Source organism: Nonomuraea sp. NPDC049504 (assembly GCF_040676845.1).
GTDB classification, from domain to species: domain Bacteria; phylum Actinomycetota; class Actinomycetes; order Streptosporangiales; family Streptosporangiaceae; genus Nonomuraea; species Nonomuraea salmonea.
Map to the genome: position 1 here is coordinate 1 of NZ_JBFAPT010000025.1, position 21,769 is coordinate 21,769.

The window sequence follows — 21,769 nt, forward strand, 5'->3', positions numbered from 1 at the left end:
TCACCGAAGTTGCAGGTCTGTCCCTTGTCGGTCTCGGTGTAGACGACGCCGGTGTCGAGCAGCTTGACCTGGTTCTTCGGGATCTCCATCTCGTACGCCTTGGACAGGCCGGGCAGGCCGTCGTCACGCGTGGAGAACTCCGTCTCGATGCAGAGCGTGACCTCCTGCGGTTTGGTCTTGAGCAGCTCGGCCACGTCGGAGACGGTCTTGACGCCCAGTTCCTGCGCCTTCTCGGAGCGGATGGCCAGGGCGTAGGTGTTGTTGAGCGGGGTCGGCCCGATCCACTTGATCTTGTTCTTGCTCAGGTCGGCCTCGGCGGTGGCCTTGAACTGCTCGGCCGAGTCCTGGATCGGCTTGGTGTTCTTGAGGAACTCGATCCAGCCGGTGCCGGAGTAGTCCCAGTACAGGTCGATCTCGCCGGACTCGAGGGCCTTGCGGTTGGGTACGGTGCCGCCGAGGTTGGTCTTGTCCTCGATCTCCGCGCCGTGCGCTTGGAGCAGGTGCACGGCGATCTTGCCGAGCATGATGTTCTCGGTGAAGTCCTTGGAGCCGATCACGAGCTTGGCGCCCGCCAGCTCGTCACCGGCGCTGCCCGTTTCGACGGAGCCGGAGCCGCCGCACGCGGCGGCCGACAGGGTCAGCGTCGCGGCGGCGAGAAGGGTGAGTGTCGTCCTGAGGGGACGGAAACGCATGTCAGAAACACCTCGTGTGGGGGTTGCGTGGGGGAACTGCTTGACGAAACGGGGGGATTTCCGGGGGGCGGGGTCACATGCCGCGCGGCTTGAGCGCGTGCTCGGCCAGACCGCCGAGCCAGTCGATGAGGAACGCGATGCACGCGGTGAGCACGCCGCCGACGATGGTGACGGGCATGCGGTTGAGCTTGAGTCCATTGATGATCAGCTCGCCGAAGCCGCCGGCCGCGACGAAGGCGCCGAGCGTGGCCACGCCGACGGTCAGGACGAGCGCGGTACGCAGCCCGGCCAGGATCGCCGGCACCGCGAGCTTGAGCTCCACCCGCCGCAGCACCTGGCCACGGGTCATGCCCATGCCGCGCGCCGCCTCGATGAGCGCGGGATCGACCTGCTGCACGCCGACCATGGTGTTGCGCAGCACGGGCAGCACCGCGTACGCGACGAGGCCGACCAGCGCGGTCTGGAAGCCGACGCCCATCAGGAACGTGGCGAGCACCAGCAGGCCGATGCAGGGGACGGCCTGGCCCAGGTTGCCCACGGTGAGGATGAGCGGCGCGACGATCTTGTTGCGGGCCCGCGAGGCGACGATGCCGAGCGGGATGGCGATGACCACGACGAGGAGGGTCGCGGCGGCCGTCATCTTCAGGTGCTCGACGGCCTTGGTGACGATGACGGAGGTGTTGAGGCTGCGCTGCTCGATCGAGTCCAGCTCCAGCGTGCCGACCCAGAGGTAGAGGGCGGCGAGCACGACGAGCACCGCGATCGGGGTGAACAGCAGGCTGCGGACGCGGGGCATGCGCCGTTCGAGGGGACGGACGGGCGCGACGCGCAGGGTCTGGGCGGTCACCGGAGACCTCCGCTTCCCGCGCCCTCCTGCTCGGGCGCGCCGACCGCCGCGCAGAGCGAGGCGTAGGTGAGCACCCCCGACGGCGTGCTGCACCGGTCGGTGCCGTGGGCCAGCATGAGGTCGAGCGCCTCGCGCAGCGTGGTGCCGGCCGCCACCTGCAGCAGCGCCGGATCCGGGGACGACTCGGCGGGCGGGATGTCCTCGACCCGCAGCAGCGCCAGCCGCTTGAGCGTGCCGTCCTGGCCGATGAAGCTGGCCACGTAGTCGTCGGCGGGGTCGGCGAGGATGTTGGCGGGGGTGTCGTACTGGGCGATGTGGGAGCGTTCGCGGAGGATCGCGATGCGGTCGCCCAGCTTGATCGCCTCCTCGAAGTCATGGGTGACGAAGATGATCGTCTTGCGCAGCTGCTTCTGCAGGCGGACGAACTCGTTCTGCAGGTGCTCGCGGGTGATCGGGTCGGTGGCGCCGAACGGCTCGTCCATGAGCATCACGGGCGGGTCGGCGGCCAGGGCCCTGGCGACGCCGACGCGCTGCTGCTGGCCGCCGGAGAGCTGGCGCGGGTAGCGGTCGCGGAACGCCGACGGCTCCAGGCTGACCAGCGCGAGCAGCTCCTCGACGCGCTCGGCCACCTTGGCCGGGGCCCAGCCGAGCAGCTTGGGCACCAGGCCGATGTTCTGTGCCACGGTCAGGTGGGGGAACAGGCCGACCTGCTGGATGGCGTACCCGACGTGCCGGCGCAGCTGGTCGGGGTTGAGGCTGAGCACGTCCTCGCCGCCGATGCGGATCTCGCCGGAGGTGGGCTCCACCAGCCGGTTGATCATCTTCATCGTGGTCGTCTTGCCGCACCCGGACGGCCCCACGAACACGACGAGCTCGCCCGCCGGGATGTCGAGGGTGACGTTGTCGACCGCTGGGGCGGCCTGCCCCGGGTACTGCTTGGTCAGCGAGCGCAGCTCGATGCGCACGCCTTCGGAGTCACGGTCGAACACGAAGCCCCCTCGGGGTGGTCAGTAGGCGGACGGCGAAGAAGAACAGGTCGAACAGGATGGCGATGACGACGACGCCGAGGGTGCCGGCGAGCGTGGCGTTGAGCGAGTTCACCGAGCCGAGCCTGGACAGGCCCTCGAAGATCTGGTTGCCGAGGCCGGGCCCGTCGACGAAGGCGGCGATGGCGGCGATGCCGATGAGCATCTGCGCCGAGATCCGCACGCCCGCCAGGATCAGCGGCCAGGCCAGCGGGAGCTGCACCTGCAGCAGCACCCGCGTACGGGTCAGGCCCATGCCGCGGCCCGCCTCCACGGTGGCCGCGTCCAGGCCGTTGAGCCCGGTCACGGTGTTGCGGATGATCGGCAGGAACGCGTACACGACGAGCGAGACCAGCGTCGAGCCCCAGCCCAGGCCGGTGATCGGGATGAGCAGGGTGAGCAGCGCCAGCGAGGGGATCGTGAGGATCGCCGCGGAGACCGCTATGGAGCTGCCGCGTACTCTCGGAGAGTCGTAGGAGAGGAGCCCGACGGCGACGCCGATGAGGGTGGCGATGAGGATCGCGATCGCCACGACGAGGGCGTGTTCGGCGGCGGCCAGCGAGAGGGTGTCCCATCGAGAGACCACGTACTCGCCGAAACTCATGAAGTGACCACCTTCGCTTACGCTTGCATGGATTCGCAAACGTATGCGATCTGTTGCGGTGAGCGCAAAATGAGATGCAGCTAGCGCAACACTAGTGCAATGCTTTCGTTACGAACGGACAAGGATGACGGAGAAGCCGCCAGTGTCCTCGGCCGGGCTACGCCGGGACATGGAGATCCTCGAAGTACTCGCAGGTCATGGGGATGAACGGGACGCCGACGGCTTCGGCGTGAGCTGGATCGCAGAGCGGCTCGACCGGGAGAAAAGCCAGGTCTCGCGGGCTCTGCGGTCACTGGAGCTCGAAGGCATGGTCGAACGCGACCCGCTCACTCGCCGTTACCGGCTCGGGTGGCGGCTGTTCGCGCTCGCCGCCCGCACCCAGCACGCGCGGCTCGTACGCCTGGCCGCCCCCTACGTCCGGCGCCTGGCCGCCGCGTTCGACGAGGACGCCTACCTGTGCGTGCTGCGCGGCAGCATGGTGCTGACCCTGCTGTCGGTACCCTCCTCGCGGGCCTATCACCGGGTGTGGGAGGGTGTGTCGGTCCCCGTCATCATGGCGGGGGCAGGTCGCTCCCTGCTGGCCGACTGGGACGACGACCGCGTCCGCGAGCTGCTGCGCGCCACCCTGCCGTCGGGGCTGGACAGCGCGGTCGGCAGCGAGGAGCAGTGGCTGGCCGAGCTGGCGCACGTGCGCACGGCCGGGTACGCGATCTCCGACACCGAACTGGACGACACCGAGGTCGGGGTGTCGGCTCCCGTACGCGATCATCGCGGGCTGATCACGGCGGCGCTCACCGTGTCGGTCACCCGGACGTCGGGGCGGGCCCGCCTGCACGAGATCGGCGGGGTCGTGGCGCAGACGGCGGGGGAGTTCTCGATCGGGCTGGGCCACGGCCCGGCGGGCCCCCGTCCGCCGGGCGAACCGGCCCGCACCCGCCGCGCCACCCGCCCCACCGCAACAGAGCCCGCCTGCTCGGACCCCGCCGCATCGGACCCCGCCGCATCGGACCCCGCCCCCGAGGCCCCATCGGACCAGGGCCTCGCCGTTTCGCCAGACCCCGCCGTTTCGCCCGACCCCGGCTGCGAGCTCTAGCGAGCTCTAGCGAGCACTGGCCGGCTCCAGCGGCTCAGCGGCTCTGGCGGCGGACGCGGTAGCGCAGGTGGAGCACGCGGTCGCCCTGGATGACCACGTGCGGGTCCTCCAGCAGGTGCTGCGTGTCCAGCGAGCCGAAGTACCGCTTGCCGGAGCCGAAGACGACCGGCACGACGTCCATGGCCACCTCGTCCACCAGCCCGAGGGCGAGGGCCTGGCCGCCGACCTCGCCCGCCGCCACGCCGACCGTGCGCTCGCCGGCCAGCTCGCGCGCCTTGGCGACCGCTTCGGCGACGCCCTCGACGAAGTGGAAGGGCGCGTCCGGGTGCCAGCCCTCGGGCCGGGGCCGGTGCGTCACCACGACGACGTGCTCGCCCGACGCCGGCCGGCCATTCCAGCCGTCGGTGGTGTCGAACAGGTGCCGGCCGATCACCAGCGCCCCTACCTCCGGCAGGACCTGCTGGAGGTAGCCGGCCGACGCCTGCGACACCCGGCCCAGGCCGACGTCCACGGTGCCGTTGCCGTACCAGTCGAACAGCGGGCCGACCTGGCCGTGCGCGTCGGCGATGAAGCCGTCGACCGACACCACGTTGTGCATCACCACGGTGCTCATGAGATCTCCTGACAGCGTCCGTGAGCCGGCCCCGGACGGGGCCGCTCACCCATGCGTCGAACGGCCGGCCCCCGGATCGACACGCCTCAGGTGAGATTTCTTACAGGCCCTTGGCGGCGTAGTCGTAGCGGTCGTTGAAGCGCACCCACGCCTTCTTGCCCTCGAAGAGCTGGAACGGGTCCGGCTGCCACCTCTTGTTGTCCTTGAGGAAGTAGTTGCCGCGCTCGCACGAGCCGCGCGCCCAGAACGACGAGACCTTGTCGCGCCAGTAGCGGGTGAAGTTGAACTTCTTGCACTTCGCCGGCGACGAACGCCACTTGGCCATGGCGCCGCGCCAGTTCCTGTGCTCGTACACGCAGTACCAGCCGTGCGGGCAGGACGCCTGCGTGGCCGACAGCAGCAGCCGCACCGAGCCGCCCTCCCAGGCGATCTCGTTGTTGCTGATCTTCGTCCCGTACGGGACCGCGGCCAGATAGGCGTTGATCCGCGCGGCGTTGGCGGCCGCCTGGGCCGGGGCGGCGTTGAGAGCGCCCGCCACGACCGCGCCGGCGGCGATCACCGAGCCCGCCCGCACCAGCGTGCGCCGCGCCCGGCCGGTCCCGGTCCTGGTTGTGTGCCTCATGTCGTCCTCCCCCTTCGGGTGATCCGTCGGGGGAGACGCTAGGCGGCGCCGTGTTGAGCGCCTGTTGAGTCCCTGTTGAGCGAATGGAGCCACCTGCGGCATTTGCCCGGCGAAGGCGGGGGATGGCGTCTATGTTGATCTCTTGGAACTTTGAAGATGATGCTGATGAGGAGGCTGTGATGGGGGAGAACGCAGACCGCGCCGAGCTGGCCGCACGCATGGACACCTCCGTCCCGCACCCCGCCCGTGTGTGGGACTACTGGCTGGGCGGCAAGGACAACTACGCCCCCGACCGCGAGGTCGGCGAGGAGATCGTGAAGGTCATGCCCGACCTGCCGGTCAACGCGCGGGCCGAACGGGAGTTCATCGGCCGCGTCGTGCGCCACCTGGCCGACGAGTGCGGCATCGACCAGTTCCTCGACGTGGGCACCGGCATCCCCACCGCCGACAACACGCACCAGGTGGCCCAGCGGGTCAACCCCAAGGCCAGGATCGTGTACGTCGACAACGACCCGATCGTGCTGGTCCACGCGCGGGCGCTGCTGGTGGGCACCGAGGAGGGCGTGACCGACTACCTCGACGCCGACCTGCGCGAACCCGCGCCGATCCTGCGCGACGCCGCTCGTACCCTCGACTTCTCCCGCCCGGTCGCGCTGCTGCTGATGGGCGTGCTGGAGTTCGTGCCGGACGCCGAGCTGGCGCACGCCTCGGTGCGCGCGCTCCTCGACGCGCTGCCGTCCGGCAGCCACCTCGCGCTCGCGCACAGCGTGCGCAGCGCCTCGATGGACAAGGCCGCCGCCGAGTGGAACGCCAGCGGCGCCACCCCGCTGACGCTGCGCACCGAGGACGAGCTGCGCGCCTTCTTCGACGGCCTCGACCTGCTGGAGCCCGGTCTCGTCTCGCTGCCGAAGTGGCGCCCAGAGCCGGAGACGAGCTTCCAGGACCGCGAGGTCTTCCAGTTCGGTGCACTCGGCAGGAAGCCCTGACCGTCCTCAGACGCTGCGCAGCACCGACACCACGATGCCCAGCACGGTGGCCTCGTCGCCGTCGATCACCTCGTACGCCGGGTTGCGCGGCTCCAGATAGACGTGGCCGCCGCGGCGGCGGAAGACCTTGACGGTGGCCTCGCCGTCGATCATCGCGGCGACGATCTGGCCCGAGTGCGCGTCGGGCTGCTGCCGTACGACGACGACGTCGCCGTCGCAGATCGCCGCCTCGATCATCGAGTCACCGCGCACCCGCAGCGCGAACACCGTGCCCCGGCCCGTCAGGTCGCGCGGCAGGGTCAGCGTCTCGTCCAGCAGTTCGTCGGCCGGGATGGGCACGCCCGCCGCGATGTCGCCCACCACCGGCACGCTCACCAGGCCGGCCGCCGGCTCGGCGGACTCGGGGCGCAGGAACAGCCGTACGTCGATCGGCCGCGCCATCGCCGCGCCCCTGCGCAGCAGCCCCTGATCCTCCAGCGCCTTCAGGTGCTTGGACACCGTCGAGGCCGACCGCAGCCCCACCGCCCTGGCGATCTCGCGCGTGCTCGGCGGGTAACCGTGCCTGACCACCCAGTCCCTGATCGTGGCCAGGATGTGCTGCTGCCGCTGGGGGAGGTGGTGGACGTCGAGGTGCTCGAACGCGTCGCCGTAGGTGCTCACCGCCGAAATGCTAGAGCCTGCCGCGTCTTTCCGCGGTCATCGAGGCGTCAGGTGAAGGACGAAGGTCCTTCGAACGCGGGCCCTCCAGCACTGACACCCTGCCCTGTGTGCGGCTGTGATGGAGAGGTACGAACAAGGCGCCTCGGAGAGGAAGCCCCCCATGACCACCATGCACAAGCCCGCGGACCTCGGCGAGCAGGCTGAGCAGGCCGTCCGGGCCGCGCTGGAGGCGGCCACCTGGGCGCCGTCGGTGCACAACAGCCAGCCGTGGACGTTCACCGTCTCAGGGGACGAGATCACCGTGCGCGCCGACACCGCCAGGAGGCTGCGCCGCGCCGACCCAGAGGGCCGTCACCTGCACATCAGCTGCGGGGCCGCGCTGTTCAACCTGTGCACGGCGCTGCGCCGCCACGAGTACGAGCCGGTCGTCCGCCTGCTGCCCGACCCCGACAAGCCGGCGCTGCTCGCCATCGTCCGGCTGGGTGAGCGGACCGCCCCCGACGAGCACACCAAGACGTTGCACGGGGAGATCAGGCACCGCCGCACGCACCGCGCCCCCTTCACCGGCATGCCCGTCCCCGACCGGCTGGTGGAGGCGCTGGTCCGCCAGGCCGCCGCAGAAGGCGCCCGGCTCACCCCGGTCCGGGAGCCCCGGGCCATCCGGGTCCTCGCCGCCCTGACGGAGGCGGCGCAGCACGTCCAGTCCATGGACCGGGCGTTCACGCTGGAGCTCATCCGCTGGGCCAGGCCGCCGGGCAGCGCCCGCAAGGACGGCGTCCCCGCCGACGCCTACCCCGCGCACTCCGCCGAGACGGGCTCCTCCGGCTTCGCCCAGCGCGACTACGCCTGGCGCCACGACTGGGGCACCCGCGGCGACCCGGCCGCCACCTCCATCGGCGTGGTGGCGCTGCTCACCACCCCGGGCGACACCGCCGCCGACTGGATCACCGCAGGTCAGGCCCTGCAACGCGTCCTGCTGCACGCGAGCGCTTACGGCGTCAGCGCCGCCTTCCACACCCAGGCGCTGGAGTTCCCGCACCTGCGCGCTTTTCTGAGCGAGGAGCTGTGCTCGGGGGCGCATCCGCAGATGGTGATGCGGCTGGGGATCACGTTCGACGAGCACGGCGCCGTCCGGCGGCCGGTGGCCGACGTCGTGGAGTGACCGCGGCTCCGATTCGTCCATGACACGTTCGGCTCTTCGGCCCTAGCCTTCGGCCGTCCGCGTGGCGGCCACTTTGCCGCGAACGCCGTGACCGGTCGGCGGGCGCCAGTCGGAGCGGCGGGGCCTGATCGCGCCGCGCAGGTAGAGGGCGTGGGCGGCGCGCCTGGCGAGGATGTCGAGGTGCGCGTCGAGCAGCGGCACCCGGGTGTCGGCCAGTTCGGTGCGGATCACGCGTACGAGATGGTCGAGCAGCGGCAACTCGGCCGGATCGGCGGGCCGCTCAGGCGCGATCTCATTACGGTGCAGCCCAGGCCGCCGCGGGTCCTCCTGCTCCCCACAGACCCGGCACTCCTCCTCGGCGTCCTGGTCGCCCGGGTCCTTCCAGGCGACGTAACGATGAGGCTGGACATGCGACTCATACATGACAATCACCTCATACCCAGCCTAGAAGCCCATATGGCCCCCGACCAGCATCAGGCCGAGCCGTTTCGAGGCGCGCTCCTCCGCTGCTAACGTTCCTTATATTGATTATAAGTAGCGTTAACTCAAATCGAAGGGGCGCCGAGATGGAGTTCACCGTTCTGGCGGGGCTGGGTGGGGTCGGGTTCGTGCTCGTGGGTCTGGTCGTCAACGCGATCTATCTCCGCTCCGGCCTTCCGCTGCCGACCTCGGGACAGGGCCTGGACGCGGCCACCGACTCCTACGACGGCATCGCGGGCGCGTTGAAACGGCCGTCGGTGGTCGTGCCGGTGACCTGGCTGTGCCTCACCTTCTTCGCTGCGGGGCTGCTGTCGGTGTTGTGGCGCGGCGACGCCGACCAGGGGGCGTGGGCGCTGATGGGGTTCGCCGCGGTGGTGCTGCAGAATGCGACGTTCACCTGCATCGAGGCGCTGCGGTTCGGCATGGCGACGGCCGCCCGCCACGGACGCGGCTCGATGGCGGGTCTGTGGGGGATGAGCAACGTGCTGTTCGGGTTCAACCAGGCGTTCCTGGCCATGGCGCTGCTCGGCTTCACGGTCGCGGGGGTGAGCGGCGGGCTCGTGCCCGTCTGGCAGGCGGGTCTCGGCTACGCGAGCGCGGCGCTGCTCCTGGTGTCCTCGCTCGCGGCGCCGTACAACGTCGAGGGCGGCAACCGTCTCGGGCTGGCCGGGCTGATCGGCTGGCTGGGGTGGCTGGCGTGGATCGTCGCGTACAGCGTCACCCTGCTGCTGCGATAACGTCCTCGTCATGAGCGCAGAGGGGACCCGGCGCCGCTACGACTCGCTGCGCCGCACGGCGCAGGCGATGGAGACCCGCGCCGAGATCGCCCAGGCCGCACGCCGCCTCTTCGTCGCGCGCGGCTGGAGCGCGACGACCGTCCGCGACGTCGCCCGCGAGGCGGGCGTGTCCGTGCCGACGGTCTATGCGGTGTACGGCAACAAGGCCGGCCTGACCCGGGCACTGGCGGACGCCGCCGGCCTGTCCGCCGACCCCGCCCGCCAGCTGGCCGAACTGGAGGCCCCTGAGGCGACCCCCGAACGTCAGCTGGCCGTGATGGCCGCCTTCGACCGCCGCCTGTTCGAGCAGGCGGGCGACGTCATCGTGCCGCTTCGCGAAGCCGCCCGCGCAGAGCCCGACCTTGCCGCGTTCTACCGCGACAGCCGAGCCCGAGCCGACGAGACCCGCCTCGCCGTCTTCTCCTCCTGGCCCGCAGGAACCCTCCGCCCCGACCTGACCGTCCGCACCGCCACCGACATCTACGCGGCCCTGTGCAACATCGACGTCTACACCACCCTCACGAACGAACGCGGCTGGCCACCGTCCCGCGTCGAAGAATGGTGGTCAGAAGCCCTGCCCCGCGAACTCCTCAACCCCTGACGGCCGGCTTCCTGTGCCGGCCCGTCGCTACTCTTCGCTCAGATCATGACCGTCGATCAGCCCCTGAAGCGGGAGCAGGCCAGGATGTCCGAGCCGATGAAAGCGTTCACCGAACCATCCGGGATCTCGCATCTCTTCGGAGTCGCGGACCTCGAAGTCATCGAGGGGATGTTCCCTGCCGAGACCACTATCTGGCATCTCGGAGATCCGTATCCCGAATGGCTCATGACCGGCCCCAACGGTGTGACCTTCGGACTCGAGCGCGACGTGCGGGCCTACGTGCGTTACGAGTTATGGGACGTGCCGCCACCGCCGCCGGACCCCTCATGGCGGACATGGGAGGGGGAGATCTTTCTGACGTCCGGGCGGATCGTCGCGGTGAGCTTCTTCGACGAAGCCGATTACCACACCGTGTTCGACCTGGGCCGCCGGGCCGCGAAGTGGCCGGTCCGGATCTCCACGAAGGCTCCGGTCAATGTCGACGACCCCGCGTTTCCGCGCGACATCTTCCGGGTGCACCTGTTCACCTTGCAGTTCTGGATCGGCTGACCACAGGGGAGCCCGCCACCACCAGGACCGCGTGCGTGACCGTGAAGGGGAACAGGTGGCGGCGGGGCTCCCGGATCCGGCCGGCAGCGGGGCGTGCTCGTACCCGGACGGGCGGCCGATCATCCGCGCTGGTCCTCGGGCAGGGAGGCGGATCATCCGCGGCTCGTCGTCAGGCGGGGAGGCGGATGGACATGGCGTGGTGGAAGACGTTCCGCGGGTCCCAGCGGGCCTTCACGCGCTGCAACCGCGGGTAGTTCCCGCCGAAGTACAGCGTCGTCCAGGGGACGCCGGAGGTGTTCCACTTCGGGTCGGCGTGGTCGGTGTCGGGGTAGTTGATGTAGGCGCCGCCGCAGTTGCCCCCCGGCACCGGTACGCCCCCGGTCGTCGCGTACAGGTCCCGGTGGAACTCCCGTACCCACCGGAGCTGGGTGGCGTCGTCCTTGGCGTCCTGCCAGGTGGCCAGGCAGAAGACCTTGAGGATGGAGTCGCGTTCCGCGGTGGCGGTGGCGGCGGAGGGGACGGTGTTGACCTGGCCGCCGTACGACACCGCCCACAGCGCCCGCGTCGTCGAGGCGGGCTTGCTCAGGTGGTCGTAGGCGACGTCGATCTGCCGGTCGGTGAAGCGTTTCCGCAAATATCCGGACTTGACCTTGAAGTGGCTGGACTGCTCGCCCTCGCTGAGCGCGAACGAGCGGATCGCCTGGTACCAGGGCTGCCGCCCGATCGGCAGGACCGTCGCGGCCGGCGTGACGCCCTCGCCCACGGCGGCGATGAAGTCCTTCATGCGCTTCTCGGCGTCGGGCCCTGTGGCGTCCATCTGGCAGGCCAGGACGATGCCGCCGGGGTCGGCGCCGTCGCTCCTGCCGTTCACCATCAGCACCCCGAACAGCGACGCGTACGGCGAGGACGGGTCGCTGTTGCGCTCGTGCCAGGCGCCGTGGTTGCGCAGCAACCGGCGGAACGACTCCTTCGTCATGCCCTGCCAGGACCAGACGGCGACCCCGGTGAGCAGCTCGGCGGGCGGCCTGGGCAGCAGCTTCGCGGGGTCGTCGCCCTTGGCCTTCGGGTCGCGCAGCCAGTAGCGGGTGACGACGCCGAAGTTGCCGCCGCCGGCCCCGGTGTGCGCCCACCACAGGTCGTGGCCGGGGTCGCGCGGGTCGCGGGTGGCGACGACGGCGCGGGCCCGGCCGGACTTGTCCACCACCACGACCTCCACGGCGTGCAGGTAGTCGATGGTGAGCCCGTACCGGCGGGACAGGGCGCCGTAGCCGCCGCCCACGATGTGCCCGCCGGCCGCGACGGTGCCGCACTGGCCGCCGGGCAGCGTCACGCCCCAGCCGAGGTGGAGCGTCCGGTACACGTCCATCAGCGTCGCTCCTGGCTGGACCATGAACGCGCCGCGCCGCTCGTCGAAGGAGACCTCGTTCATCTCGCACATGTCGATGACGACCTGCGAGCCGTCGCCGACGAAGTCCTCGTAGCAGTGGCCGCCGCTGCGCACGGTCACCCGCTTGCCGGCGCGCACCGCGTCGCCCACGGCTTTCACCACCTGCTCGGTGGAGCCGACCACCTGGAAGTACTCGGGCTCGGGACGGAAGCGCCGGTTCATGCCGCGGACGGCGAGGTCGGCGTAGCGCGGGTCCTTCTGCCCGATGCGGACGGGGCCGAGATCGGCGTGCCTGGTCGAGGCGGCGGCCGGCAGCGCGGGGATGAGGCCCGCGGTGACCACGCCGCCCAGCGCCGCCGTACCGCCGAGCAGCCGCCGGCGCGTCACATCACTCATGTCAGCGACTCCAAGTCATGGGAGGGGAAAATCCGACCCCACCGACGCTAGGAGCGGCGCGATGAACGAGGAATGCACCTAGGTACACCCCCGGGCGAAGCTGGTTGCACTTTCAGGATCGGCGGCGGCGGCCGCTGCGGCGCGGCGCGGGCTCGGCGCCGTCGAGGAGGGCGAGCCGCCGCTCCTCGCCGTGCTCCTCCACCTGCAGGACGACCTGGCGCAGCCCGTCGGTCAGCGCCAGGCAGGCGTCGCGGTCGAGGCGGGAGGTGATGAACGACTCCTCGGCGTCGAACGCGGGCAGCGACCCCCGCATGAACTCCTCGCCGGCGGCGGTCAGGCGCACCAGCACGAGGCGGCCGTCGGAGGCATGCCGGTGGCGCTCGACCAGCCCGCGTGACTCCAGCGTGTGCAGGACGCCGGTCAGCGTGCCCTTGGAGATGCCCGACTCGCGGGCCACGTGGCGGCTCTCCGGCTCGCCCCAGATCCAGATCACCCACAGCACCACGAACGCGGTCCAGGTGAGGTCGCCGCTGCGCAGGACGGCGTTCTCCAGGTGGTGGCGGACCGCGGCGGCGGCGCGGTAGATGTTGGCGACCAGGGCCATGCGCTCCCGGTCGATCGGCGTGCCGCCGAGCTTCGCCTCGACCAGTTTCTCCGCCTCGGTGATCGACCGTTGCCCGGGCACGCGGCCCTCCCTACGCCTTTTGAGCGGAAGTCCGGCTCCGAAGTATAGGTGCGGCGCCGGGCCCGCCCGTTGTGCCGATTCCGTGGATCGCCGAACCGTTTCGCCGCTTCGGACGTCTTCATGAGAACGGGGGCGTATTGGAGTGAAAGGTGGGCCGGACGAACATGATCATGCCGGAGACCGTGCTGGCGGGGCGCTACCGCCTGCTGTCGCGGCTGGGCAGCGGGGGGCACGGCGAGGTCTGGCGGGCCCTGGACGTCCTGCTCGACCGGGTCGTCGCGGTGAAGACCGTCCGCGCGGGGCTCGACGGGGACGCGGCGGCCAGGTTCCACGCCGAGGCCAGGTCGATGGCGACCGTCGAGCATCCCGGGGTGGTCGGGGTGTTCGACTACGGGATCGCGGACGTGGACGGGCGGCGCACGCCGTACCTGGTGATGAAGTACCTCGACGGGGAGCCGCTGCACCTCCTGCTGGAGCGCAGGGGACGCATCTCGGCCGGCGCCACGATGGACCTCGTCGCCCAGACGGCCGAGGCGCTGCAGGCCGCGCACGACGCCGGTGTGGTGCACCGCGACGTCAAGCCGGGCAACCTCATCGTCAGGGCCGACGGCAGCGTCGTGCTGACCGACTTCGGCATCGCCCGCGCGGCCGAGGGGCACAAGCTGACGGCCTCGGGCATCGTGCTGGGCACCGCCACGTACTGTGCGCCCGAGCAGGCGGAGGGCGCCGAGCCGAGCGCGGCCATGGACGTGTACGCGCTGGGCGTCGTCGCGTACGAGTGCCTGTCGGGCCGGCCGCCCTTCCACGGGGACAACGCGGTCGCGATCGCGCTCCAGCACGTCCACGATCCGCCACCGCCGCTGCCGGCGGACGTTCCCCCGGCGGTCGCCGAGGTCGTGATGCGGGCCCTGGCCAAGGATCCGGCCGCCCGCTGGCCCACGGCAGGCGCGCTGGCCGCGGCGGCCCGCGCGCTGTCCGGCGAGGTGGCCTCCGACTCGCCGCTGACGGACGGTTTCCCGGTGGCCCCCTCGACCGAGGAGCCGACGCCCAGCCGGTCCGGGACCGGTGCGGGCGACACGGCCGGGCATGCGGCGGAGAAGACCACCCGTGCGCGGGCCGGCGCCGGGAGAAGGGCCGCCCGGCGGCGCGGCGCCGCGACCGCGGGCGCGCTGGCCGCCGCCGGCATCGCCGCTGCCGCCGTGTGGGCGCTGCTCCCCGACGGCCAGCCCCGTACGCCGACCCAGGCCGGAGCCGAAGTGACGCCGGAACCCGCCACCCCGGCCGACCCCACCCCCGACCTCGTGACGCAGACGAAGGACCCCGAGCCGAGCGAGACCCCGGAGACCACCACCGAGCCCCCGACCGTCGAGCCCACGGAACCCACCCCCACCCCGGAGGAGGGCGCGATCGTGGGCGGCATCAGGTACGCGGGCGCGTCCAAGGACTACCAGCCCGGCATGGTGCAGGTCTTCACCGACAAGGGCAAGCGCGTGGCGCAGCGCAAGGCCGACCGCGACGGCTACCGCTTCTCCCTCCTGCCGGGCGGCTACCGCCTCCAGACGGCGCTCGGCGACACCAAGTGCTGGACGCTGGCCAAGGTCAGGTCGGACCGGACGACCAGGGCCGACCTCACCTGCCGCGCCCCGAAGCCGGAGGAGCCGCCGTTCCAGGGCGCCGCCGTGCGGGACGCGGCCGGCGACGCCAAGCCGGGCACCCCGGACGCCGGCAAGGCGCCCCCGTACGCGGACCTGCTGGCGGCGGTGGCCAAGGGCGGCGAGGACAGCGTGACGGTGGAGTGGGTGACCGGCGGCGCGGTCCCGGCGGACGGCGCCGGGCAGTGGACGGTCACGTTCACGCAGTCCGGCCAGAGCGGGACGGTGACGCTGACGGGCGCCAAGGGAGCGTGGACCGTGGACGCGTTCGGGAAGACGACGGCCGTCAAGCCCGCGCTCTCCGGCCAGGGGGTCGCGGTCACGCTCAGCCGGGCGACGCTGGAGGATGCCCCTGTCGACCTCACGAAGCCGTACGAGGTGGGCGGCGCCGCCGCCACCGTGACCGCCACCGTGACCGCCACTGGGACCGCCGGCGCGCACACCTGGACGGACACGGCCCCCTAGAGCGAGTGGCCGAGCACCGCGACGAACGCGGCGATGCGCTCCTCGTCGCGCCGGTAGTGCGTCCACTTGCCGATGCGGGTCGAGCGCACCAGCCCGGCCCGCTCCAGCGCGGCCATGTAGGCCGACACGGTCGACTGGGCGAGCCCGGTCTTGGCCTGGATGTGGCTGACGCACACGCCGGCCTCGTGCGGGTCGGCGATGCCGTCGGCCACCGGGAAGTGCCGCTCGGGGTCGCGCAGCCACGACAGCACCTGCAGGCGCACGGGGTTGGCGAGCGCCTTGAACACCTCGACCAGGTCGGGTGGCGATGCGGTCATGGGCGGTCCAATGGCAGAGCGAAAAGTATCGTTATGCTACCGGCCCGAGCTCGAAGGAGAGGTGCGGGGCCAGGGCGCGCAGGAAGTCCGCGGCGTCGAAGAGCGCGCCCGCCGACGCCACGCCTGTGGTCCTGACCCGCCCCGAAAGGATGCGCTCGACCGCCTCCACCGCGAGTGGCGCGCTGACGGCGTAGATGTCGCGGCCACGGGCCACCGCCCGCCGCTCCTGGCCGCCCGCGCGGACGACGACGTCCACCAGGAACGTCTCCGCCGGCCTGTCGCGCTCGTCCGCCGCCGCAGGGGCGGCCAGTTCCAGGGCCGCCTCGGCCGCCATGTACGAGCGCACCTCGGGAATCCGCAGGTGGCTGGGGATCGTGACGATGTCGGCCATGGAGAACTCGCCGATCACCGCTCGGGTGCCGAGCGGCTCGGGGAAGTCCCAGTCGAGCGCGGGCGGCTGGTCGTCGTGGTACTCGATGCGGCCGCCGGCGTAGCGCACCCGGAGGCCGCCGCGCCGCTCCCGGGAGACCGCGCCGGCCAGGCGGGTGCCCTCGGTGGGCCGCCAGCCGCTCAGTCCGTACGCGACGTGCGCCTCGTCGGCCGCCGTCCACTCGCGCATCGCGGCCGTCGCCAGCAGGTCGCCGAGGCCGCCGTAGAAGGCCATCGCGGGCAGCACCACGGTGCCGGCCGCGCGGGCGCGCTCGGCGAAGTCCGCGAACGTGTCCAGATTGGCCTCGATCTCGGCCGCCACGTCCACGTACGGGATGCCCGCCCGCAGCGCGGCCTCGATCAAGGGCGCCGCCGTCGTGGCGAAGGGCCCGGCGCAGTTGATCACCGCCGTGGCGCCCTCAAGGGCTTTGTCCAGGGCTTCCGGGTCGTCGGTCGACGCCTGCCGGGTGACCAGCCCCGGGTCGGCCGCCGCCAGCTCCTTCAGCTTGATCGCGTCGCGCCCCAAGGCGATCGGGACGAGCCCCCGTTCCTTCAGCTCCGCCAGCACGAAACGCCCGGTGTGCCCGTACGCGCCGTAGACCGCCACCGCCATGATGTCCTCCTCGTTCGTCATCGGTGACCATCCTGGCGCCGGTGATCGCCGGGCACGAGTGTCGGGAACGCCGTCACCCGTACACTTTCGGACATGCACACCGTCGCGCTGGCCGTCACCGACGGCATGCTGCACCTGGAGCTGTCGCTGGCGTACGAGGTCTTCGGCGGCGGCCCCGCCGAGGACTGGTACGAGCTGGTCCTGTGCGGCCAGGAGGCGGTCAGGGTCGGCCGGTTCCTGGTGGAGCCCGAGCGCGACCTCGACGCGCTGGCCCAGGCGGGCACCGTGATCGTCCCCGGCTGGGCGGACATCGACGTCGACCCGCCCGCCGACCTGGTCGCGGCGGTGCGCGCGGCCCACGAGGCGGGCGCCAGGGTGGCCTCGCTGTGCACGGGCGCGTTCGTGCTGGCCGCCGCCGGGCTGCTGGACGGGCGGCGGGCCACCACGCACTGGGCGCACACCGGCGTGCTGGCCGCCCGCCACCCCCGCGTCGAGGTGCACCCCGACGTCCTGTACGTCGACAACGGCAGCGTGCTCACCTCGGCGGGCAAGGCCGCCGCCCTCGACCTGTGCCTGCACCTCGTACGCCGCGACCACGGCTCGTCGGCCGCCAACGCGGTGGCCCGCCGCCTGGTGGTGCCGCCGCACCGGGAGGGCGGCCAGGCCCAGTTCGTCACCACGCCGGTGCCGGAGCGCGGCGACCACCCGCTCGGCGAGCTGTTCCCGTGGGTGCTGGCCAGGCTCGACCAGCCGCTGACGGTCGAGGACCTGGCCCGCAGGGCCAACATGAGCGCCCGCAACCTGGGCCGCCACTTCAGGGCGGTCACCGGCACCACGCCGCTGCGCTGGCTGCTGACCCAGCGCGTCCGCCGCGCCCAGGAGCTGCTGGAGGTCACCGACGACAGCGTGGAGCGCATCGCGGCTGCCACCGGCATGGGCACCGCGACGACGCTGCGCCGCCACTTCGGCCGCACGGTCGGCGTGGCTCCCGACGCCTACCGGCGCACGTTCAGGGCGCGTACCAGGGCATAGGCGGGGCGCGCTGACAGCATTGGTCAGCATGTCTATACATAAAGTTGATATTGAGGTACAACCAGGGCGAGCCCGATGGTTCTGGAGGTGTCTCGTGAGACGTACCCCGATCGTGCTGGCCCTGCTGGGAACGCTCGCCCTCAGCGGCTGCTCCTCAGGCGGCGGAGGCGGTGAGAGCAGCAGCGCGCCGCCCGCCACGGCGGCGCAGGCGGGCGACGGCCGCTACGCCGTCATCACCCACGCCGCCGCCGGCGACTCCTTCTGGGACGTCGTCAAGAACGGCGCCGAGGCCGCGGGCAAGCAGTACGGCGTCACCGTCAGCTACCAGGGCGACGACGACCCGGCCAGGCAGTCGCAGCTCATCGACCAGGCCGTCTCGGAGAAGGTGGACGGCATCGTCGTCTCCATGGCCAACCCCGACGCGCTCAAGGAGTCCATCGGCAAGGCCGTCGCCGCCGAGATCCCGGTGGTCACCATCAACTCCGGCGCCGACTCCTCCAAGGAGTTCGGCGCGCTCACCCACGTCGGCCAGTCGGAGGACGTCGCAGGGCGCGGCGCGGGCGAGCAGCTCAAGGCGGCCGGCGTCACCAAGCTGCTGTGCGTGATCCACGAAGCCGGCAACGTCGGGCTCGACCAGCGCTGCAAGGGCGCGGAGGAGACACTCGGCGGCACGGTCGAGCGGCTGCAGGTCAACGTCAGCAACCTCGCCGACGTCACCTCCAAGGTCGCCGCCAAGCTCCAGACCGACCAGCAGGTCAACGGCGTGCTGGCGCTGAACCCGGCCGTCGCGGTCGCCGCCAGGGACGCCATCAGGGACGCCATCAGGGACGCCGGCTCACCGGCCAGGCTGGCCACGTTCGACCTGTCGGCGGACGTGGTGAGCGCGATCAACGACGGCGAGATCCTGTTCGCCGTGGACCAGCAGCAATACCTCCAGGGCTACCTGCCGATCACGTTCCTCACCCTCTACAAGTCCAACCTCAACACGGTCGGCGGCGGCCTGCCGGTCAACACCGGGCCGGGGTTCGTCACCAAGGACAACGCGGCGCAGGTGGCCGAGCTGGCGGAGGCGGGCACGCGATGACGGTGGCGGCGGACGAGCGGGTGGCCCGGGTCGGCCTGGCCCGCCGCCTGCTCATCAGGCCGGAGCTCGGCGCGGTGGTCGGGCTGGTGGCGGTCTTCGTGTTCTTCGCCGCGCAGTCGCCGGTGTTCCGCTCGCCGGATGGCATCGCCAACTGGCTCGACCCGGCCGCGACGCTGGGCATCATGGCGGTCGCGGTGGCGCTGCTGATGATCGGCGGTGAGTTCGACCTGTCGGCGGGCGTGCTGACCGGGACGAGCGGGCTCGTGCTGGTGACGCTGGCCACCAGGTTCGGCTTCGACGTCTGGACCGCCATGCTCGTGGGGCTGGTCGTGGCGCTGGCGGTCGGGTTCGCCAACGGGCTCGTGGTCACCAGGACCCGGCTGCCCAGCTTCATCGTCACGCTGGGCATGTTCCTCATGCTGCAGGGCGTCAACCTGGGCGTCACCAAGGCCATCACCGGCACCGTGCAGGTCAGCGGCCTGCGCAGGGCCGAGGGCTTCGAGGCGGCCAACGCGATCTTCGCCGGCACGATCGACGTGGGCGGCACCTCGTTCCGGGTGGCGATCCTGTGGTGGATCGTGGTGACGGCGGTGGCGACCTGGGTGCTCATGCGGTCGCGGGCGGGCAACTGGATCTTCGCGGTCGGGGGCGACGAGCAGGCCGCGCGGGCGGTGGGCGTGCCCGCCGCCCGTACGAAGATCGCGCTGTTCATGACGACGGCGTTCGCCGCCTGGCTGGTCGGCTCGATGCTGGCGCTGCGCTACACGTCGGTGCAGGCCAACATCGGCATCGGCCAGGAGTTCATCTACATCATCGCGGCCGTCATCGGCGGCTGCCTGCTCACCGGCGGGTACGGCTCCGCGATCGGCGCCGCCATCGGCGCGCTGATCTTCGGGATGGCCGACAAGGGCATCGTGTTCCTCGGCTGGGACGCCGACTGGTTCACCTTCTTCCTGGGCGCGATGCTGCTGCTGGCGACGCTGGCCAACCGGCTGGTCCGGCGCTACGCCGAGGAGGTGCGGCATTGACCCCGATCCTGGAGACCCGTGGCATCGGCAAGACGTTCGGCTCGGTGCTGGCGCTGCGCGAGGTGTCGATGAGCGTGGCGGCCGGCCAGGTGGTCTGCGTGCTGGGCGACAACGGCGCGGGCAAGTCCACGCTGATCAAGATCCTGTCGGGGGTGCACCAGCACGACGCGGGCGCGTACCTGGTGGACGGCGCGGAGGTGCGGCTGACCGGCCCGCGCGACGCGCTCGACCGCGGCATCGCCACCGTCTACCAGGACCTCGCGATGATCCCGCTCATGTCGGTCTGGCGGAACTTCTTCCTCGGCTCGGAGCCGCGCAAGGGCCTGGCCTTCGACGTGGCGAAGGCCCGCAGGGTGGCGCGCGACGAGCTGCGCGCGATGGGCATCGACATCCGCGACGTGGACCAGCCGGTCGGCACGCTGTCGGGCGGCGAGCGCCAGTCGGTCGCCATCGCCAGGGCGGTGTACTTCGGCGCCCGCGTGCTCATCCTCGACGAGCCCACCTCGGCGCTCGGCGTCAAGCAGGCGGGAGTGGTGCTGCGCTACATCGCCCGCGCCCGCGACCGGGGGCTCGGCGTCGTCTTCATCACCCACAACCCGCACCACGCCTACCCGGTGGGCGACCGGTTCCTGCTGCTCAACCGGGGGACCGCCATCGGCGAGTACGGCAGGGCGGACATCACCCCACAGGAGCTGACCGCCCTCATGGCGGGCGGCGCGGAGCTGGAGGAGCTGGAGCACGAGCTGCGCCGCGAACCACCTTTGGGAGACATTTGACGCGATAGGGCGATCGCCTGGAGGAAAAGGCAGGCAGAGACATCTGGCATGCCGAACACGAGAGGCGCAGGTGATCGCCATGACGACCGGCACCGGCAAGGTCGTACTGGAACGGGCGGCCCAGGAGTTCGCCGAGGGCACCGCCACGCCGCCCTTCATCTACGAGCTGCCGCCCCAGCAGGGCCGTGACCTGCTGGAGAAACTCCAGTCCGGCACCGGCGTGCACAAGCCGGACATCGACGAGGAGTGGATCCAGGTCGAGGGCGGCCCCACCGGGACGGTGCCGGTGCGGATCGTCAGGCCGAAGGCCGCCACCGGCACGCTGCCGGTCATCTTCTACATCCACGGCGCGGGATGGGTCTTCGGCTCCGCCCGCACCCACGACCGGCTCGTCCGCGAGCTGGCCGCACGGGTCCACGCCGCGGTCGTCTTCCCCGAGTACGACCGGGCGCCCGAGGCGAAGTACCCCACCCAGATCGAGCAGAACTACGCCGCCGCCCAGTGGGTGATGCGGCACGGCGCGGAGAAGCACCTGGACGCCTCCAGGATGGCGGTCGCGGGCGACTCCGTCGGCGGCAACATGGCGATCGTGCTGGCCATGATGGCCAAGGAGCACGGCGACGTACGGCTGCGCGGCCAGCTCGCGTTCTACCCCGTCACCGACGCGGCCTTCGACACCGGCTCCTACCAGCAGTTCGCCACCGGCTACTACCTCAACCGCGACGGCATGAAGTGGTTCTGGGACCAGTACACCACCGACCCGGCCGAGCGGGCCGACCCGCACGCCTCGCCGCTGCGGGCGAGCACCGAGCAGCTGCGCGGCCTGCCGCCCGCGCTCATCATCACCGACGAGGCCGACGTGCTGCGCGACGAGGGCGAGGCGTTCGCGGCCCGGCTGCGCGAGGCGGGCGGCGACGTGACCACCGTGCGGATGGCGGGCATGGTGCATGACTTCGTCATGCTCGACGTGCTGCGCGACACCAACGCCGCCGGGGCCGCCATGGCGCTGGCCACCGGCAAGCTCCGCCGGTGGCTGGAAGCTCCGCGGTAGGGCGGCCGGCATGACCCTGTGGCAGGGGCCACCCCCGGGGCCGTTATTACCCGGGCGACCGATGCGGCGGACCGCTCCTGGAGGGCGGTCCGCACAGGTCGCGGAGGCCGGATAAGGCGGCGCGCACAGCCGCGCCGGCACAGG

24 protein-coding genes are annotated in these 21,769 nt (G+C 71.6%); 12 read left to right on the forward strand and 12 right to left on the reverse strand.

Annotated elements, in window-relative coordinates; all coding sequences use genetic code 11:
• The 4 genes from AB0K28_RS37730 to AB0K28_RS37745 form a co-directional block, all read right to left on the reverse strand.
• A partial coding sequence (locus AB0K28_RS37730; protein WP_364379548.1) for a glycine betaine ABC transporter substrate-binding protein occupies positions 1–692 on the reverse strand: 692 nt, incomplete at its 3' end.
• Positions 693–765: 73 nt separating this feature from the next.
• Positions 766–1,539 (reverse strand): ABC transporter permease, encoded by a 774-nt coding sequence (locus AB0K28_RS37735; protein ID WP_364379551.1) that lies wholly within the window; start codon positions 1,537–1,539, stop codon positions 766–768.
• Positions 1,536–2,528: an ATP-binding cassette domain-containing protein gene (locus AB0K28_RS37740; protein WP_364379554.1), complete on the reverse strand. Its 993-nt coding sequence runs from the start codon at positions 2,526–2,528 to the stop codon at positions 1,536–1,538. The genes AB0K28_RS37735 and AB0K28_RS37740 overlap by 4 nt, the downstream gene beginning before the upstream one ends.
• On the reverse strand, positions 2,515–3,168 hold the full coding sequence (locus tag AB0K28_RS37745; RefSeq protein WP_355432505.1) for an ABC transporter permease: 654 nt from the start codon (positions 3,166–3,168) through the stop codon (positions 2,515–2,517). The genes AB0K28_RS37740 and AB0K28_RS37745 overlap by 14 nt, the downstream gene beginning before the upstream one ends.
• Before the next feature lie 169 nt (positions 3,169–3,337).
• On the opposite strand from AB0K28_RS37745, the gene AB0K28_RS37750 reads away from it, so the two are divergent.
• Positions 3,338–4,261: an IclR family transcriptional regulator C-terminal domain-containing protein gene (locus tag AB0K28_RS37750; protein WP_364379937.1), complete on the forward strand. Its 924-nt coding sequence runs from the start codon at positions 3,338–3,340 to the stop codon at positions 4,259–4,261.
• A 34-nt stretch (positions 4,262–4,295) separates the two neighbouring features.
• Here the strand turns inward: AB0K28_RS37750 and AB0K28_RS37755 are convergent, their stop codons facing one another.
• Together AB0K28_RS37755 and AB0K28_RS37760 are read right to left on the reverse strand one after the other, a co-directional pair.
• Positions 4,296–4,874, reverse strand: a complete 579-nt coding sequence (locus tag AB0K28_RS37755; RefSeq protein ID WP_364379557.1) for a dihydrofolate reductase family protein — start codon at positions 4,872–4,874, stop codon at positions 4,296–4,298.
• 100 nt (positions 4,875–4,974) lie between these two features.
• Positions 4,975–5,496 (reverse strand): peptidase inhibitor family I36 protein, encoded by a 522-nt coding sequence (locus AB0K28_RS37760; protein WP_364379560.1) that lies wholly within the window; start codon positions 5,494–5,496, stop codon positions 4,975–4,977.
• 179 nt (positions 5,497–5,675) lie between these two features.
• On the opposite strand from AB0K28_RS37760, the gene AB0K28_RS37765 reads away from it, so the two are divergent.
• Complete coding sequence (locus AB0K28_RS37765) at positions 5,676–6,482, forward strand: SAM-dependent methyltransferase (protein ID WP_364379563.1); 807 nt, start codon at positions 5,676–5,678, stop codon at positions 6,480–6,482.
• A 6-nt stretch (positions 6,483–6,488) separates the two neighbouring features.
• Here the strand turns inward: AB0K28_RS37765 and lexA are convergent, their stop codons facing one another.
• Positions 6,489–7,142, reverse strand: coding sequence for a transcriptional repressor LexA (gene lexA, locus AB0K28_RS37770; protein ID WP_364379566.1), 654 nt, complete (start codon positions 7,140–7,142; stop codon positions 6,489–6,491).
• Positions 7,143–7,302: 160 nt separating this feature from the next.
• Here lexA and AB0K28_RS37775 point away from each other — a divergent pair, with 160 nt between their 5' ends.
• Positions 7,303–8,304, forward strand: a complete 1,002-nt coding sequence (locus AB0K28_RS37775; RefSeq protein WP_364379569.1) for a hypothetical protein — start codon at positions 7,303–7,305, stop codon at positions 8,302–8,304.
• Between the two features lie 42 nt (positions 8,305–8,346).
• On the opposite strand, the gene AB0K28_RS37780 is transcribed toward AB0K28_RS37775, so the two are convergent.
• Positions 8,347–8,727: a hypothetical protein gene (locus AB0K28_RS37780; protein WP_364379572.1), complete on the reverse strand. Its 381-nt coding sequence runs from the start codon at positions 8,725–8,727 to the stop codon at positions 8,347–8,349.
• 143 nt (positions 8,728–8,870) lie between these two features.
• Between AB0K28_RS37780 and AB0K28_RS37785 the strand changes: the two genes are divergently transcribed.
• Genes AB0K28_RS37785 through AB0K28_RS37795 form a run of 3 tightly spaced genes read left to right on the forward strand, consistent with a single transcriptional unit; the run spans position 8,871 to position 10,710 of the window.
• Positions 8,871–9,521: a hypothetical protein gene (locus AB0K28_RS37785; protein ID WP_364379575.1), complete on the forward strand. Its 651-nt coding sequence runs from the start codon at positions 8,871–8,873 to the stop codon at positions 9,519–9,521.
• A 10-nt stretch (positions 9,522–9,531) separates the two neighbouring features.
• On the forward strand, positions 9,532–10,161 hold the full coding sequence (locus AB0K28_RS37790) for a helix-turn-helix domain-containing protein (protein WP_345385552.1): 630 nt from the start codon (positions 9,532–9,534) through the stop codon (positions 10,159–10,161).
• Positions 10,162–10,206: 45 nt separating this feature from the next.
• Positions 10,207–10,710 carry a hypothetical protein gene (locus AB0K28_RS37795; RefSeq protein WP_364379579.1) on the forward strand — a complete coding sequence of 168 codons (504 nt, stop codon included), beginning with the start codon at positions 10,207–10,209 and terminating at the stop codon, positions 10,708–10,710.
• Between the two features lie 169 nt (positions 10,711–10,879).
• Here AB0K28_RS37795 and AB0K28_RS37800 read toward each other — a convergent pair whose 3' ends face one another.
• Positions 10,880–12,493 (reverse strand): FAD-binding oxidoreductase, encoded by a 1,614-nt coding sequence (locus AB0K28_RS37800; RefSeq protein WP_364379582.1) that lies wholly within the window; start codon positions 12,491–12,493, stop codon positions 10,880–10,882.
• A gap of 112 nt (positions 12,494–12,605) precedes the next feature.
• Positions 12,606–13,178, reverse strand: coding sequence for a MarR family transcriptional regulator (locus tag AB0K28_RS37805; protein ID WP_364379585.1), 573 nt, complete (start codon positions 13,176–13,178; stop codon positions 12,606–12,608).
• Positions 13,179–13,342: 164 nt separating this feature from the next.
• Here AB0K28_RS37805 and AB0K28_RS37810 point away from each other — a divergent pair, with 164 nt between their 5' ends.
• Positions 13,343–15,295 carry a serine/threonine-protein kinase gene (locus tag AB0K28_RS37810; RefSeq protein ID WP_364379588.1) on the forward strand — a complete coding sequence of 651 codons (1,953 nt, stop codon included), beginning with the start codon at positions 13,343–13,345 and terminating at the stop codon, positions 15,293–15,295.
• Here AB0K28_RS37810 and AB0K28_RS37815 read toward each other — a convergent pair.
• Both AB0K28_RS37815 and AB0K28_RS37820 read right to left on the reverse strand, forming a co-directional pair.
• Positions 15,292–15,612, reverse strand: a complete 321-nt coding sequence (locus tag AB0K28_RS37815) for a metalloregulator ArsR/SmtB family transcription factor (protein WP_345385540.1) — start codon at positions 15,610–15,612, stop codon at positions 15,292–15,294. The genes AB0K28_RS37810 and AB0K28_RS37815 overlap by 4 nt on opposite strands.
• 31 nt (positions 15,613–15,643) lie before the next feature.
• Positions 15,644–16,675: a saccharopine dehydrogenase NADP-binding domain-containing protein gene (locus AB0K28_RS37820; RefSeq protein WP_364379593.1), complete on the reverse strand. Its 1,032-nt coding sequence runs from the start codon at positions 16,673–16,675 to the stop codon at positions 15,644–15,646.
• A 72-nt stretch (positions 16,676–16,747) separates the two neighbouring features.
• On the opposite strand from AB0K28_RS37820, the gene AB0K28_RS37825 reads away from it, so the two are divergent.
• The 5 genes from AB0K28_RS37825 (at position 16,748) to AB0K28_RS37845 (ending at position 21,625) form a co-directional block, all read left to right on the forward strand.
• Positions 16,748–17,686: a helix-turn-helix domain-containing protein gene (locus tag AB0K28_RS37825; RefSeq protein ID WP_364379596.1), complete on the forward strand. Its 939-nt coding sequence runs from the start codon at positions 16,748–16,750 to the stop codon at positions 17,684–17,686.
• Between the two features lie 94 nt (positions 17,687–17,780).
• Entirely contained in the window at positions 17,781–18,770 is a 990-nt protein-coding gene (locus AB0K28_RS37830) for a sugar ABC transporter substrate-binding protein (protein WP_364379599.1), read from the forward strand.
• Positions 18,767–19,798, forward strand: coding sequence for an ABC transporter permease (locus AB0K28_RS37835; protein WP_364379602.1), 1,032 nt, complete (start codon positions 18,767–18,769; stop codon positions 19,796–19,798). The genes AB0K28_RS37830 and AB0K28_RS37835 overlap by 4 nt, the downstream gene beginning before the upstream one ends.
• Positions 19,795–20,574, forward strand: coding sequence for an ATP-binding cassette domain-containing protein (locus tag AB0K28_RS37840; protein ID WP_364379605.1), 780 nt, complete (start codon positions 19,795–19,797; stop codon positions 20,572–20,574). The genes AB0K28_RS37835 and AB0K28_RS37840 overlap by 4 nt, the downstream gene beginning before the upstream one ends.
• A gap of 79 nt (positions 20,575–20,653) precedes the next feature.
• Positions 20,654–21,625 carry an alpha/beta hydrolase gene (locus tag AB0K28_RS37845; RefSeq protein ID WP_364379608.1) on the forward strand — a complete coding sequence of 324 codons (972 nt, stop codon included), beginning with the start codon at positions 20,654–20,656 and terminating at the stop codon, positions 21,623–21,625.
• The last annotated feature ends 144 nt before the right edge of the window (positions 21,626–21,769 follow it).